The organism is Streptococcus sp. FSL E2-3494, assembly GCF_038007085.1.
Taxonomy (GTDB): Bacteria; Bacillota; Bacilli; order Lactobacillales; family Streptococcaceae; genus Streptococcus; species Streptococcus thermophilus.
Map to the genome: position 1 here is coordinate 1526488 of NZ_JBBOWN010000001.1, position 14640 is coordinate 1541127.

Here is a 14640-nt window from a genome sequence, read left to right on the forward strand (position 1 = left end):
GAGTCAACCTCAGTCAACTCATTACTTACTTGAGAGAATGGAAAGGACGATTGCATCTACAATCCATAGAAAAACCATGATTCCTGTAAAGCGTTGCATAAAGGCTTCAAAACCACGTGGTTTACTACGTTCAAATAGTGCTTCTGACCCACCACCATCAAAGACATTGCTACTTGGATTTTTTTGTGGCTGCATGAATACCGCAATCACAATAATAGCTGACATAACCAAGAGCAGCGTTAATAATAAGTTGTACATAGTTATTCCTCCGAAAAAGTCCCTTTAATTCTACCATAGAACCCCTTAAAATTCAACATGTAAGGTTACTTTTCTATCCTTGGGGCAGAATTTAGGTACCTGAATTTTCTCAGGATGATTCTGTTTATTTTTACTTGTGAGATAGTTGAGGCTCCCACATTCACTACACTTTAAATTGATTTTAACTCTCACCTATATTCTTAACTCCTAGCGATTTTCTAAAGATGATTAAGGAACAAACAAAATTTCCAAAGACGATGGCTGCTGTCACAAAGAAAACCCAACGATAGCCTAATCCTGTTGCAACAGCTGAACCCACAAAGGGTCCTAAAACTTGTCCAATGTATGAAAAACTTTGATTAAGGCTAAAGATTCTTGAAATTCCTTCTTTTGGGGTCATCTTGGTCAATAAGGAATTGACACTAGGCGTCAAGGCACCTACACCAAAACCATAGGCAAAGCGTAAAAGGCCAAGTTGCAAGGCTGAACCTGCAAAACCACAAAGGAAATACAAGAGGAAACTATAGAATAAGCCCATTAAGAGCAAACGATGATTCCCAATGCGATCACCAAGTCGTCCTAAATAAGGAGTGCTTAAAAGACTTGAAAAGCCCATAGCGGACACAATTAGCCCTGAGTAAAAAAGGATATTATCACTTTGACCCAAATAACGAATATAAAGCGCCAAGATTGGAGCAATTGATTGGGCAGAAATCTGGATAATCATACTAGTCACAAAGAGGCCAATTAAAAGCGATTTGCTAGGAATTTTAGCAAATACTTGCGAAAAACTCATTATCTCTCCCTTTTCAATCAATTGGAAGTCCTCTCGCAAACCAAAGATAGTCAAGAGACAACAGATAAACAAAATCACCCCAACTAATAGAAAGGTCCCTCGCATACCAAAGGCCTCAGATATGGCACCACCTAGCAAAGGGCCAATCAAAACACCAGCTGTGAGACCAGTTGATAATGTGCCCAAGGCATAGCCAGAACGTTGCTGAGGAGCCTGACTGGCAATCAAAGCTATTGCATTTGGCACATAACCTGCAAACAATCCATTCAAGATTCTCAAAAAAAGCATCCAGAAGACATTAGGCACAAAGGCTAAGCCTCCCATTGTAAAGGTCATGACCATACTGGCTCTAATCATCATGGGCTTTCGACCATAACGGTCCGCCAAGTGTCCCCAAACTGGTGAAACCAAGGCTGAAGCTAAAGCAGATAGGGCAACAGATAAACCAGCATACCATTCTACCATAGCACCTTTAACCCCTAGTTCTTCTACATAGAGAGCCATGAAGGGCATGACAATAGAAAAACTAGCCCCAGTAAAAAAAGTTCCTATCCAAGCAATTTTAAGATTTCGTTGCCAATCAGCGGTTTCAAGCTCTTTTTGGCGCAAATAATCATCTTCTTTCTAAAATTCACTATCCATTATAACACAATGACTAACTATACGAGGTTAGCTAAATCTTTTATGGCACCCTTCACCTTCTTCTTCAAATCATCGATGTTCCCATTGTTGTCGATAACTAAACTAGCATAGGGCAGTTTTTCGGCTAAAGGCATTTGACTAGCAATACGCATGCCTGCTTCCTCAGCACTTAAGTGATTCCGTTTCATCAAGCGTTGTCCTTGTACTTGAGGTGACACCGCCACCAACCAAATCTGATCGAACCAATCCTGATAATCATTTTCAAAAAGTAAAGGAATATCCATAAAAAAGACGTCCTCTTCTTTGGCCAAGCAGTCTCTTTTTGCTGCCAGTTCTTCTCGAATAATCTTTCCCTGAATTTCAGCAGATTGATATCGCATTTCTTCACTTGAAAAAATCAGTTGCCCTAACTTAGGACGGTTCAATTCCCCATTAGGAAGAAGAATCCCATCTCCCAACCAATCAAGCAAGGCTTGATACAATCTTCCCCCTTTGACCTGCATGTCGTGCACCAGTTGATCAGCATCAATGACCTTATAACCTGCATCTTTAATTATTTCAACTACGGTTGATTTCCCTGAAGCAATGCCTCCTGTTAATCCTATAATCATCGTTTTTGACAATGAGGACACAAATGTGTTCCTCTTCCCCCTAACTTGATTTTCACAATCATGCTTGCGCAACGTGGACAAGGTTGACCTGTCTTTCCATAAACCTGTAGATAATTCTGCATTGTCCCATCCTCACCAAGGGCGTTACGATAGGTCCTTATAGTGGAACCACCCTTAGCAATCCCCAGCTGTAAAATGGCAATCGTTTGATCGTGAACCCGTTTCATGGCTGCCTTGCTAAGTTTATTTGCTGGTGTCTCAGGATGAACCTTGGCTGCCCAAAGCACCTCATCAACGTAGATATTTCCTAGACCGGCCACTAACTTCTGCTCCAAGAGTAAGGGCTTAATAGACTTGCCAGAATGCATTAAGGCTCTCTCAAACGGTACATATTTTAAGGTCTTCTTGGTAGGCTCAGGGCCAAGTTTTTTCCTTGTAAAATAGGCCTCTTCTTGTTTCCTATCCAATAAATCAAAAGTCCCAAACTTGCGTACATCCTGATAAACCAGGGTTGAGCCATCATCTAGCTTAAAAAAGAGGTGAAAATGTTTGTTGTCAGGAACCTGGTCTGTGAACAGCAGATATTTTCCCTCCATGCGCAAGTGAGAAATTATTATCAACTGACCGAAATCAAAAATGAGATATTTTCCCCTACGTCGCATGGCTTGAATCGTTTGACCAGGCAAATCATGCAAAAAACTATCGTATGATGTCTTGATCATTTTAGGGACCTTAACTTCAAGTGACAAAATAGTCCTTCCTAGTAACAGCTTTTCTAAACCTCGTCTAACTGTTTCTACCTCAGGTAACTCAGGCATCTGCCCCTCCTTCTAGAAAGAAAGCCGAGCAAGTGCCCAGCTTTTCTTAATATTCTTTTTCATTATAACCAAAATCGGCCAAATCAAGTTTTTTATCCCTCCAATTTTTCTTAACCTTCACCCAAGTTTCAAGGAAGACCTTGTCCCCAAGCATGAGCTCAATATCTTTACGAGCAAGAGTACCAATTTTCTTAAGCATAGCACCTTTTTTACCGATGACAATACCTTTTTGGCTATCACGCTCAACCATGATGGTCGCACGAATGTGAACCGTATCAGTCTCTTCATCACGCTTCATAGAATCAATGACAACAGCAACTGAGTGCGGAATTTCTTCACGCGTCAACTGTAGGACTTTTTCACGAATCATCTCAGATACCAAGAAACGCTCTGGATGGTCTGTGATTTGATCCGATGGGAAATACTGGAAACCTTCCTCAAGATTATCACTTAAAACATCTACAAGGTGGGAAACATTATTTCCTTGAAGAGCTGAGATTGGGATAATCTCCTTGAAATCCATTTGTTTACGGAAATCATCAATCTGCTCAAGGAGCTGGTCTGGATGGACCTTATCAATCTTATTAACCACCAATATAACCGGAACCTTGGCTTGCTTAAGACGTTCGATAATCATATCATCGCCCTTGCCACGCGGTTCATCGGCTGGAACCATGAAGAGGACTGTATCCACTTCACGAAGGGTTGAATAAGCAGATTCCACCATGAAATCTCCAAGTGCTGTCTTGGGCTTGTGAATACCCGGTGTATCAATAAAAACAATCTGTTCTTTATCTGTTGTGTAAATCCCCATAATTTTGTTACGGGTTGTTTGAGCCTTATCACTCATGATAGCAATTTTTTGCCCCATAACATGGTTCAAAAAAGTTGATTTTCCTACATTAGGTCGACCAAGAATGGCCACAAATCCTGATTTAAAAGTCATATATCTTCTTTCTATTTTTTAGTTAAAAATCAAATCCCAAATTTTAGGTATGAAAACAATCATACCAGTAATGAGTGCGTAACAAGAGACAACCAGAACCGCTCCTGCAGCCATATCCTTAGCATTTTTAGCTAGCATGGAAAAGTGATAATTACTGGCTAAATCAACAACATTTTCCATGGCAGAATTAACAATCTCTAGGGCAATTACTAGAAAAACTGCCTGCAGGAGAAAAATCCATTCTATCGCTGACACACGAAAAACCAAGCCAGCCAACACCACTAAGATAGCCGATACCAAATGTTTACGCATGTTGCGTTCTTCTTTAACAGCCGTTATTATCCCTGTCAGAGCAAACTCGAAACTGGTCGTAAATTCTCTGTTTTTCCACTTTTTTTGTGGGTTATTGTCGCGTAAGTCCATAAGCAGTCAAAATTTCTTCCTGTAATCCAAACATTTCCGCTTCTTCTTCTGGGGTGTAATGATCATACCCGTTGATATGAAGAAATCCGTGAACAGCCAAAAAGCCCATCTCACGCTCGTAGCTATGCCCATATTCCTCAGCTTGTTCGCGAGCCTTATCAATAGAAATAAAGAGTTCGCCGATATAACTATCAAATTCCCCCATCATTTCAGCCAATTCAGGATTTTCAGCCAAATCTTCTTCATCAAAGGTAATATCTAACTCCGGCTTATACTCCAAACTAATAACATCGGTTGGACGATCCGTATCACGATACTCCAAATTCAATTCGTGACTACGTTCGTTAGTTACAAAAGTAACCGCCATTTCCTTGTCTTTCTTGCCAAGTTTTTGCGCTGCAAAATCAAGTAATTCCAAGGTTTGTTTTTTTATTTCTTCTGAAACTTGTCCAGTCTCATCAATCATTTCAACGTACATAGCATGCTTTTTCGGAATAGTTGAGCCTACTTAAAGGACAGAGCTGCTCCCTTCCTTTCATTAACAAATTAGCTTTTTATGACGAATACTAAATTGTATTCAATACTTTCACCGAATAATTTCAGTACAATATTAATCAATTCATTATATCACAAGGACACAGAAAAAGCAGACTTGAGCCTAATTGTCTGCTTTTTATATAGTATCTATGAGAATCGCTTACTTATCGATATTATCTCTAAAGCGTTGGATATGAATGGTCAAATAGACCTATTCGTCTAAACTAAGTTCAAAAGCATAACTTGACTTGATATAGGTGACAATCTTTTGGGTACAGATAAAAGATTTTGGGTAGTTAGTCTTGACTTGTTCATATAGGAAAGCATCGTTTTTACCACCACTAACCCCACTCACAATACGTTGCGCTAAATACCGACGATGAGTAATAAAACGGTTAAAAGAAAAACTATCTTGCTCCAAGTCACAAGCAAAATGAAGACGGACAATCTCACTAATGCCAACCACAATTTGAGTCATCTGTCGGTCTTTTTCATGGAGACCCGCATCCTTTTGTGCATTGACAAGGTGCAAAGCGACAGAGGCTGCCTCATCATCTACCAATTCCACTTCTAAATCATTGGCAATCAAACGAAGGGCTTGTTTTCCAATTTCATACTCCCGAGGGTAAAATTTTCTAACTTCCCAAGCCAAAGGGTTTTGTAGGGATATTCCTTCTCTACTGCGTTCAATAGAATAATGAAGATGGTCTGCAAGAGCAATAAAAAAAGAGGGATCAAACTTGGTTTGCAGAACAGCTTCAGCAAAAGTGATGATATTCAAAAAGACCTGCATTTCAGCATCAGGCAAATCTACATAAACACGAGTCCATTCGGCCACTGTCTCCGGATTTTCCAAGACAAAGGTCTTTTCAATCTTCTCTTTATCAACCGTCTCTCCGATCTTTTTTTGAAAGCCTAATCCCTTTTACCCATAACGATGTATTCTACGTCATTATCCATGGCTTGGACAACATTGTTATTTAAAATTTTTTCAATTTGCATCATAATCCCTCATCATTTAAGCCTTTCTTTTATTTTACAAAATTTTTAATGAGAAACCTAATGACAATAAACAAAAAGTGTTGGCTATACCAAAACTTTTTCTACAGTTCTGTTCGATTCTCGATGGCTCTTAGCAAGGTTACTTCATCAGCGTACTCGATGTCAGAACCAACAGCCAGCCCACGCGCTAGGCGGGTCACCTTAATACCTGCAGGTTTAAGGACCCGTGAAATATACATAGAGGTTGCCTCACCATCGGCCGTTGCATTAGTTGCGATGATAACCTCGTCAACCTCACTATCCATAAGACGGGCAATCAAACTTTTTAAATTAATATCATCTGGTCCAACACCATTCATAGGGGAGATAAGCCCTTGAAGCACATGGTAGAGACCACGATATTCCTGAATCTTTTCCATAGCAGAAACATCTTTGGAGTCCTCAACAACCAAAATCTTAGTACGGTCTCTAGTTTCATCCGTACAAATAATACATGGGTCATCATCAGTCAAGCGACCACAAACTGAACAATAGGTCAACTCACGTTTTGCTGCTAAAAGATTTTTTGCAAAATCATTGACATCTTCATCAGACATGCTAATGGTATAGAAAGCCAGACGTGTCGCCGTCTTAGCCCCAATTCCTGGAAGTTTTGAAAAACTATCAATCAGTTTAGCAATTGGAGTAGGATAAAGCATGAGGTCCTCCATTTTTTTTATATTTCTCAACTCATATCTTAAAGAACAAATACTCAAACACTATATCACAGAAAAATCTCTCATGCAAGGCACAAGAGATTTTATATTATTAGTGAGTATTTTGATAAAGTTCCATGATAGCTTTAACGGCATTTTGATGGGCCGTACTCTTCGAGTCTAAAGCATGTGGGTACATAATCCCAACCGCCAACTTAGTACCATCTTTGGCTGTCGCATAGGCGACAGCATTAAGGTTAACTGTCGTTACTAAATTTCCTGAATCATCTGTTGCATAGGTTTCGGCTGTCCCTGTTTTACCACTAATTGGAATAATAGAACTTGCCATGGCTTTACCGGTTGCAAGACTAGAACCTGAGTTAACCACGTCATGAAACCCTTGTTGGATAATCCCTAATTGCTCAGAATCTAAGGATAGCTTGTTAAGGACGCGCGTGTCTACAGTTGAAGATAAAGTTCCTAGACTACCATTTTCACCAGCATCATAGATACCTCCGACGATGTGAGGTGCTACACGTTTTCCACCATTTGCGATTGAGGCAACATACTGAGCCAACTGGATAGTTGTATAAGAGTCATATTGTCCAAAAGCCTCTGTCAAGACATTGGCAACATTATAATTCTTGGGAATGTAACCTTCTGATTCTCCTGGTAAATCAAGTCCCGTAGACACACCCATTCCAAACTCAGCATAAGTATCACGAAGCGTCGTCATCGCCTTTTCCATATTATCAGTCGACAAGGACATTCCTGGAACATACTGTTGCCCAAGAAGTTTGATAGCAACCTGAACCATATAGGTATTTGAGGAATATTCTAAGGCCTGAGTTGCGGTAATAGCACGACTACCTTTATCTGTAAACCAAGAGGTAATTGGGGGCGAACCAGCAATATTAATAGGTTGGTCAGTTAATACCTGGTCCCCATAGATAGCACCCGAGCGCCAACCTGCGGTTAAAGTAGCCCCCTTAACTACAGAACCTGGAGTGAAGACATCGGTGATGGTTCCTAAGGCATCAGCCTTAAAATCCTGTGCCCCTTGCTCGTGTTTTTGTCCTGCCATAGCAAGGACAGCACCAGTATCCGCATTCATAACTACTGCGTACATACCTTCAGAATAGGTCGCTTTATTCTCTGAAATCTCTGAAGATAGTTGTTGGCCAAGGATATCTTCAACTCCCTTTTGGAAATCAAGGTCGATGGTCAACTGCAGATTGTTACCCTTGCTACCTTTCTGAATGATTTTATCACTATCAACCTTACCTTCCTTGTCCACAGTAATCTCACGAACAGTATGTTTTCCTTGGAGCTTCTCTTCGTACTCTTTTTCCAAATAAGAGGTACCTACACGGTCATTTAGGGCATACCCTTTTTTTAGATAATCCTTAGCATCCTCCTGAGGCAGTCCTGCCTCTGAACTTGAAACCCTACCGATAAGAGGGGACAAGGACGAATCAGACGTGTGACGTTCCCAATCCTTAGCAACTCTAATTCCATTAAGTTCCTTCTGCTTAGCTGCCACAATCGCAATCTGATCAGGAGTCAAGTCAGACGTCTTCAGTGTGACTGTTGAGAAATTAGAAGCAGCATTCATCTGAGAATAAATGTAGACTATCTTTAGCTCGTCCTCAGAATAATCAACAGCTTCATCAGGAACCGCATCAATAGCATTATTATAGATAGTAGCTTCTGCTAATTTATTACCAAATTTATCTGTTTTCTTGTCATTAGGAAGATCATTAACCACACGATTATAGTTAGCAGAATCAGCTAAATAAAATTCACGTTTCTGGCGATCTGTCACCTTAGTCTCTGTCAGTGTCACCAAAGTTGCCAATCTTTCCGCAACACTCTTCATGGTATCTGATGACACTAGATTACTACGCGTAAAGGTGATAACATCCTTACTCTGATTGGTCGTAAGAGCAATCCCCTTGGCATCAAAGATTTGCCCACGTTCGCTTGCAATCCTAACCGTATACTTGGAGTTATCCTCTAATTTTTTAGTATAAAAAGATTTGTTATAAACCTGCATATAGGTCAAACGCGCAAAAAGTAACAAAAAAAGAACAAAGACGACACCAAAAAGCAAGTAAACACGACGCGAGATGTTTACTGGCTTTCTAGGTTTATTCGCTCGTTTTTCTTTTCTCTTCTGACGCCATTTTTTCCATTTTTGACTATTTTTTTCCCAAAATGATGTCACTTTGTCTCCTCTATGTTCTTATAAGAATTTTATTATATTTTATCACAAATCATCTTCAGCAAGCTTAAAAAAATATCGAAATTTAAAAAAACTTGCCTCAATTTGAGACATGTTTTCAGATTTATAATGACAATTTTTTCATCCAGCTAGGAATAGCCTTGCTGATGCGAGTCGGCAAAACCACATAAGCATTTTCAGCGATATTATCCGCAATAGCTGAGTGGAGCCAGGTCGCAATGATGACCGCCTTGTAAGAGTCAGTTGAGGCAAATTGGGCAAGAAATCCAGCAACCATACCAGCCAAGGTATCTCCCATTCCACCCGTTGCCTGATAGGGCCCACCGACCTCTAAATGGGCTACTTCTGCTCCCTGATAAACAGCTGTCTTATGGCTCTTGGCAACTAGAATTGTTCCACTTTGGAACTCCTCTAAGGCTCTTTGAGTATTGGAAACCGACTGCTCTGAAATAGCTAAACCAGACAGTCTTTCCCATTCCTTTTGATGGGGAGTGAGTATAAGGTGACACTTTGGCAAGCTGCTCTGATTTTTCTTTGCCAAAAGGTTAAGAGCAGAACCATCAACAACCAAGTTCTGGTTTGACCTAATATTTGCCAAGACCAACTCCAAGGCCCAATCAGCTGTCTCCTCCTCACCTAGACCAGGGCCGATTAAAATAACATCTGCTGCTCTAAGGTTATCAAGAAATCTTTCAGTCTCCCTTAGGTCAAAGGCCATAGCTTCAGGAAGGTGAGCATGAAGAGCTATGATATTTTCACGATCTGTAGCAACTGTAACCAAGCCCGCACCACTGTTGACACAGGCAATAGCAGCCATAATGATGGCGCCACCATAAGGATAAAGTCCACCAACCAAAAGCACTCGACCATAAGAGCCCTTGTGAGACTCTCTCAATCTAGGTCTTATCACTTGCCTAACTAAGTCATCATCAACTTTCATAAGCTATCCTTTCAAACTACGAAGAGCAGCTTGATAGGTCTGTTCCATCAGCATGGTAATAGTCATAGGTCCTACACCTCCTGGGACAGGCGTGATCATGCTAACCTTCTCTTTCACTTGATCAAAATCAACATCACCACAGAGTTTACCTTCTTCATCGCGGTTGATTCCCACATCAATGACAACAGCACCCTCTTTGACAAATTCTTCTGTTACAAATTTTGCACGGCCAATAGCCACTATCAAAACGTCGGCCTTGTTACAAACTTTAGCCAAATGTGGCGTGCGTGAGTGGGTCAAAGTAACTGTGGCATTTTTCTCCAAGAGAAGCTGTGCCATAGGCTTACCTACAATATTACTGCGTCCAATGATAACTGCTGTCTTACCTTCCAATTCAACATTGTACTCACGGAGAATTTCCATAATTCCCGCTGGTGTACAAGGCACCATTTGAGGACGTCCATTCCAGAGGTTCCCTGTATTCATAGGATGGAAACCATCCACATCCTTTTTAGGATCAATAGCCAAAAGGATACGCATTTCATTAATATGATTTGGCAATGGCAATTGAACCAAAATCCCATGGAAAAGCGGATCCTGATTGTACTTTTCAATGACCTCAATCAGTTCTTCCTCGCTGATACTCTCAGAAAGATTGACCGTCTTACTATGGAAGCCAGCTTTTTTAGCAGCTCGTTCCTTATTACGCACATAAACTTGACTGGCAGGGTTTTCTCCAACCATAATTACCACTAGTCCTGGAACAATCCATTCCTTTTCTTTTAGACGTGCTACCTTTTCTTGCAATTGCTCCTGCATGTTAACAGCTAGGGCCTTACCGTCCATTATAATCGCCATGGTGTTCTCCAATACATACTTTTTTTTCAATTATACCATAGGAAGGCCTCTTTGTGACTTAATTTTCAAAATTTTCAAAAAGACATTTAAAATGAAACACAAAAAGCTGGGAACTTGTCCCAACTTCGTCTGATTATTCTTCATAATTAATTTACAAAACCATTTTGCTGACTCTACCCCTCAATAACTCTTAAGGTCTTTTGCTGGAATTTACCACTTTCATACATGTGATCTGCACCCGTTAGTGAAACAAGAACTGAATCACGGTAGTTCTTAGCTGTTCTTCTAGCAATATTAGGATGAGTCATCTTATTCTTAGCCCCCGCAATCACAAGAACAAGACATGAAGTGTTACTAAAATCCACGTAAGCCGCCTTTGTCTTATCAAATCAATGAAGGGCCATCTGAGTGTAAACTTTACCTGACTCAAACACTAGTGTCGCAAAGACTTCTTCTTTCAAAGACTCCTCTTGCTCATTCATACAATACTTGAAAAAATTCTTTTTTATAAGGCGGAATGTCTTTTTTCCAAAAAAAACCAACGTAAAAAGTGTTTGCCGAAACAAGCTAGCATGGTTGGATAAAAGGCAAAAATATTAGCTGTCAGAGCTGGTCACATGAAAATCATACCAGCAATCTCTGTCTTTTTAGCAGCCATTTGTGCCACTAGAAAACCTAAAGAGTGTCCCAAAAGAAGCGGTGGCTGATTTAAACTTTCAATCAAAGCCACCAAATCATCTCGATAATCCTGCAAAGTTACGGCACCAACTTTATTCAGACAGTCTTGATATGGTAAGTCATGGTAACGAAAGCTAGGTGTATGCACCGTATACTCCATCTGACGGAGACCTGTCGCAAATTCTCTCTAGATATTACCAGCACATCAGGTCTCATGAATTAGGACAATCTCTCTGTTTAAACCCATTTCTTTCATTTCGCCTTTATTAAGTCACGCTAGATTCTTTCAATGTCATCATATCATACTTTCTCTTAGGCAACCTTTATACATTCCTCACAATTGTAAGAAAAAATGACCCCTTATCCAAATTAGAGATCATTTTCTTATATTCCATTAGTGATTAGCTTTATGCATTTCTTCTTTGACCGGGCAAGAGCACTCACAATCTCCACAAGATCCTTTTCCTTTAATATAGTAACGAATACCTAAACCAGTCAAAGCGAAAATAATAAAAGCAATGATAAATGTAGACATAACAACTTCTCCTAACTATTAGCTTCTTGAAGATTTTCCAAGGTAATAATCTTATCCTTAATTTGACGAGGTTTACGAACAACGAAGTAAATCATAGTCACTAAAAACAAGACTGCTACAAGTGTCCAAAGCGATATTGGATTACCATAAAGGAGAACTTGACCAAATTGATATAAAATCAAGCTGACACAATAAGCCAAACCTGTTTGAAAAACAATAGCTCCAACCGTCCATCTCAGATTAGCCATTTCACGCTTAATAGCCCCAATAGCTGCAAAACACGGTGCACAAAGTAAGTTAAAAATCAAGAAAGAATAAGCAGCTAGAGCTGAATAATCTGCTTGCAGAGCCGTAGCCAAACCAGCTTCACTACTGTTATGATAGAGAATCCCGAAGGTGGCAACAACTGTCTCCTTGGCTGCTAAACCTGTGAGAGCAGCAACTGTTGCCTGCCAATTCCCAAAGCCAAGAGGCTCAAAAATCCAGGACAAGTCTTTACCCAAAGTTGCTAAGATACTCACTTCCGTATCAACGTTCTGTAACATAAAGTTGTAGTTGGACATGAACCAAATCAGGACAGTCAAACTGAAAATAATTGTTCCCGCACGTTTAACAAAACTCATGGCCTTACCAAAAGCATAACGTAAGACTGATAGAACTTTTGGCCAGTGGTAAGCAGGTAATTCCATGATAAAAGGACTTGTCAAACCACCTAAAAAACTAGTCTTTTTGAGAGCGATACCTGATAAGATGATGGTAGCTATCCCAATAAAATAGGTACTTGGTGCCACAAAAGAATTACCAGGGAAGAAGGCCCCTGCAATTAAAGCAATAATTTCCAACTTGGCCGAACAAGGCATGAAGGTTGCTGTCATAATGGTAATCCGACGATCCCTTTCATTTTCAATAGTCCGGCTAGACATAACTGCTGGAACACCGCATCCTGTTGAAATCAGCATGGGAATAAAGGATTTTCCAGATAGTCCAAAACGACGGAAAATACGATCCATAACAAAGGCTATACGACTCATATAACCAATATCTTCAAGCACACCTAAACAGATAAATAGCACGAAGATTTGAGGAAGGAAACCAAGTACCGTCCCAATCCCAGCTACAATACCATCAACAATCAGAGACTTAAGCCAATCCTGAACTTGGAGATAATCAAGACCAGAAGATACCAAATCAGGAACATACTTACCAAAGAGGACATCATTAGCCCAGTCTGTCCACATGGTTCCAACGGTCTGGATAGATAAGAAGTAGACCAAATACATGACTACTGCAAAAATTGGCAAAGCCAAAATACGATTGGTAACAATCCTATCAATCTTATCCGACAAGGTTAAAGCGAAATCTTCTGTATGACTCTCAGCCATCTGACAAACACGCTCGATAAAAGCATAGCGCTCGTTAATGACAATTGACTCCGCATCTTCTGTGAAAATTTCTTCAGTGATACGAATGATATCTTCGATTTCTTTTCGTTGGAATTGGGACAAGTCTAGCTCAGCCTCAACTAAAGAATCCTGTTCAAAGAGTTTAATGGCATAAAAACGCGCAGACCTTTGTGGCACCGAATTTCCCAAGACTTCTAAAATTTGCGAAATGGCAGCTTCCAACCTATCATCGTATATTGGAAAGGCAAGGTCACCAACCGTAGAAGTCGTTGTATGAGCTGCCTTTTTCACTACCTGATCCACACCAGTTTGTTTGAGGGCACTGGTGGCCACTACTGGCACACCTAGATGGTAAGACAATTTATCTACATTAATCTTTTTTCCCTGACCATCCAAAACGTCAATCATATTGAGGGCAATAGTGACTGGAATACCTGTCTCAATTAACTGCGTTGTAAGATAAAGGTTACGCTCCAAATTTGTCGCATCAACCACATTTAAAATGCTGTCAGCCCTTTGGCTTAACAAATAATCACGCGCCACCTTTTCTTCAGGACTGTAGGGTGACATTGAGTAAATTCCTGGCAAATCTTGGATTTCTAAATCCTTATTCTTTTTGACCAGACCACTCTTTCGCTCAACAGTAACCCCTGGCCAGTTCCCAACACGCTGATTATGTCCTGTTATTAGGTTGAATAAACTGGTTTTACCACTATTAGGATTACCTATTAATGCAATTTCTGTCATTTTTCCTCTCCCTCGTCCAACATGACCACACTAATCATTTGCGCTTCTGACTTGCGTAAGGTTAATTCATATCCTCTCAAACTAATCTCTAGGGGGTCTCCCAAAGGTGCTACTTTACGCAACAAAACACGTGTACGCTTTGTAATTCCCATATCCATAAGACGTCGTTTGGTTTCATTTGCTGAGAAGATATCCGTAACTATGGCAGAATGTCCGACTGGTAGTTCAGAAAGAGGGATTTTTTTCTGGTCCTCCTCTGCAGGAGCCAAATCAATTTTATCCAGAATCGAAGCATCAAAGGCTAAGCGACTACCTTTAACAATAATAATAGCGCTGTTCTTGGTCTTAGTTACCACCTCAATAGTTTCACCAGCAGCCAGCCCTAGGTTAGATAAATGCAAAAGACTATCCTTAGGGAGGTTAATGCCAAGAATTCGGTAAGGTGTTTTTAAGACCGCATCATATATGAGCATCTTTCTTTACCTACTTAATTAGTTTTGATATGA

General features: G+C 40.2%; 17 protein-coding genes and 1 pseudogene. All 18 read right to left on the reverse strand.

The window, feature by feature from the left end:
* Positions 1-21: 21 nt before the first annotated feature.
* Positions 22-258: a preprotein translocase subunit SecG gene (secG, locus tag NST05_RS07885; RefSeq protein WP_011680932.1), complete on the reverse strand. Its 237-nt coding sequence runs from the start codon at positions 256-258 to the stop codon at positions 22-24.
* Positions 259-303: 45 nt separating this feature from the next.
* Positions 304-450, reverse strand: coding sequence for a 50S ribosomal protein L33 (gene rpmG, locus NST05_RS07890; RefSeq protein WP_084828600.1), 147 nt, complete (start codon positions 448-450; stop codon positions 304-306).
* Entirely contained in the window at positions 440-1615 is a 1176-nt protein-coding gene (locus NST05_RS07895; protein WP_279585873.1) for a multidrug efflux MFS transporter, read from the reverse strand. Before NST05_RS07895 ends, rpmG begins: the two co-directional genes overlap by 11 nt.
* Positions 1616-1713: 98 nt before the next feature.
* On the reverse strand, positions 1714-2307 hold the full coding sequence (gene coaE, locus NST05_RS07900) for a dephospho-CoA kinase (protein ID WP_014621355.1): 594 nt from the start codon (positions 2305-2307) through the stop codon (positions 1714-1716).
* Positions 2304-3125 carry a DNA-formamidopyrimidine glycosylase gene (mutM, locus tag NST05_RS07905; protein WP_024009805.1) on the reverse strand — a complete coding sequence of 274 codons (822 nt, stop codon included), beginning with the start codon at positions 3123-3125 and terminating at the stop codon, positions 2304-2306. The genes coaE and mutM overlap by 4 nt, the downstream gene beginning before the upstream one ends.
* A 46-nt stretch (positions 3126-3171) precedes the next feature.
* Positions 3172-4071, reverse strand: coding sequence for a GTPase Era (era, locus tag NST05_RS07910; RefSeq protein WP_002950226.1), 900 nt, complete (start codon positions 4069-4071; stop codon positions 3172-3174).
* Positions 4072-4089: 18 nt separating this feature from the next.
* Positions 4090-4494: a diacylglycerol kinase family protein gene (locus NST05_RS07915; protein WP_002946201.1), complete on the reverse strand. Its 405-nt coding sequence runs from the start codon at positions 4492-4494 to the stop codon at positions 4090-4092.
* Positions 4475-4972 (reverse strand): rRNA maturation RNase YbeY, encoded by a 498-nt coding sequence (gene ybeY / locus NST05_RS07920; protein ID WP_002950224.1) that lies wholly within the window; start codon positions 4970-4972, stop codon positions 4475-4477. The genes NST05_RS07915 and ybeY overlap by 20 nt, the downstream gene beginning before the upstream one ends.
* A gap of 270 nt (positions 4973-5242) precedes the next feature.
* A pseudogene (gene licT, locus NST05_RS07925) lies at positions 5243-6033 on the reverse strand (BglG family transcription antiterminator LicT).
* 101 nt (positions 6034-6134) lie between these two features.
* Positions 6135-6731 carry a recombination mediator RecR gene (gene recR, locus NST05_RS07930; RefSeq protein ID WP_011680928.1) on the reverse strand — a complete coding sequence of 199 codons (597 nt, stop codon included), beginning with the start codon at positions 6729-6731 and terminating at the stop codon, positions 6135-6137.
* Positions 6732-6840: 109 nt separating this feature from the next.
* On the reverse strand, positions 6841-8955 hold the full coding sequence (gene pbp2b / locus NST05_RS07935; RefSeq protein WP_084828599.1) for a penicillin-binding protein PBP2B: 2115 nt from the start codon (positions 8953-8955) through the stop codon (positions 6841-6843).
* A gap of 121 nt (positions 8956-9076) precedes the next feature.
* Complete coding sequence (locus tag NST05_RS07940) at positions 9077-9913, reverse strand: NAD(P)H-hydrate dehydratase (RefSeq protein WP_084828598.1); 837 nt, start codon at positions 9911-9913, stop codon at positions 9077-9079.
* 3 nt (positions 9914-9916) lie between these two features.
* Entirely contained in the window at positions 9917-10771 is an 855-nt protein-coding gene (locus tag NST05_RS07945) for a bifunctional methylenetetrahydrofolate dehydrogenase/methenyltetrahydrofolate cyclohydrolase (RefSeq protein ID WP_023909517.1), read from the reverse strand.
* Between the two features lie 173 nt (positions 10772-10944).
* Positions 10945-11136 (reverse strand): alpha/beta fold hydrolase, encoded by a 192-nt coding sequence (locus NST05_RS07950; protein ID WP_002950214.1) that lies wholly within the window; start codon positions 11134-11136, stop codon positions 10945-10947.
* Between the two features lie 248 nt (positions 11137-11384).
* A complete protein-coding gene (locus NST05_RS07955) occupies positions 11385-11597 on the reverse strand; it encodes an alpha/beta fold hydrolase (RefSeq protein WP_084828597.1) in 213 nt (70 codons plus the stop codon).
* A gap of 246 nt (positions 11598-11843) precedes the next feature.
* Positions 11844-11984, reverse strand: coding sequence for a FeoB-associated Cys-rich membrane protein (locus NST05_RS07960; RefSeq protein WP_002950212.1), 141 nt, complete (start codon positions 11982-11984; stop codon positions 11844-11846).
* An 11-nt stretch (positions 11985-11995) separates the two neighbouring features.
* Complete coding sequence (gene feoB / locus NST05_RS07965; RefSeq protein ID WP_084828596.1) at positions 11996-14134, reverse strand: ferrous iron transport protein B; 2139 nt, start codon at positions 14132-14134, stop codon at positions 11996-11998.
* Positions 14131-14607 carry a ferrous iron transport protein A gene (locus tag NST05_RS07970; RefSeq protein WP_084828595.1) on the reverse strand — a complete coding sequence of 159 codons (477 nt, stop codon included), beginning with the start codon at positions 14605-14607 and terminating at the stop codon, positions 14131-14133. Before NST05_RS07970 ends, feoB begins: the two co-directional genes overlap by 4 nt.
* Positions 14608-14640 lie beyond the last annotated feature (33 nt).

Excerpts from the sequence above, each read along its gene's own strand:
- mutM (WP_024009805.1), bottom strand. The coding sequence starts at position 3,125 with ATGCCTGAGTTACCTGAGGTAGAAACAGTTAGACGAGGTTTAGAAAAG.
- recR (WP_011680928.1), bottom strand. The coding sequence starts at position 6,731 with ATGCTTTATCCTACTCCAATTGCTAAACTGATTGATAGTTTTTCAAAA.
- feoB (WP_084828596.1), bottom strand. The coding sequence starts at position 14,134 with ATGACAGAAATTGCATTAATAGGTAATCCTAATAGTGGTAAAACCAGT.
- NST05_RS07915 (WP_002946201.1), bottom strand. The coding sequence starts at position 4,494 with ATGGACTTACGCGACAATAACCCACAAAAAAAGTGGAAAAACAGAGAA.
- NST05_RS07940 (WP_084828598.1), bottom strand. The coding sequence starts at position 9,913 with ATGAAAGTTGATGATGACTTAGTTAGGCAAGTGATAAGACCTAGATTG.
- era (WP_002950226.1), bottom strand. The coding sequence starts at position 4,071 with ATGACTTTTAAATCAGGATTTGTGGCCATTCTTGGTCGACCTAATGTA.
- NST05_RS07945 (WP_023909517.1), bottom strand. The coding sequence starts at position 10,771 with ATGGCGATTATAATGGACGGTAAGGCCCTAGCTGTTAACATGCAGGAG.
- NST05_RS07970 (WP_084828595.1), bottom strand. The coding sequence starts at position 14,607 with ATGCTCATATATGATGCGGTCTTAAAAACACCTTACCGAATTCTTGGC.
- secG (WP_011680932.1), bottom strand. The coding sequence starts at position 258 with ATGTACAACTTATTATTAACGCTGCTCTTGGTTATGTCAGCTATTATT.
- NST05_RS07960 (WP_002950212.1), bottom strand. The coding sequence starts at position 11,984 with ATGTCTACATTTATCATTGCTTTTATTATTTTCGCTTTGACTGGTTTA.
- coaE (WP_014621355.1), bottom strand. The coding sequence starts at position 2,307 with ATGATTATAGGATTAACAGGAGGCATTGCTTCAGGGAAATCAACCGTA.
- ybeY (WP_002950224.1), bottom strand. The coding sequence starts at position 4,972 with ATGTACGTTGAAATGATTGATGAGACTGGACAAGTTTCAGAAGAAATA.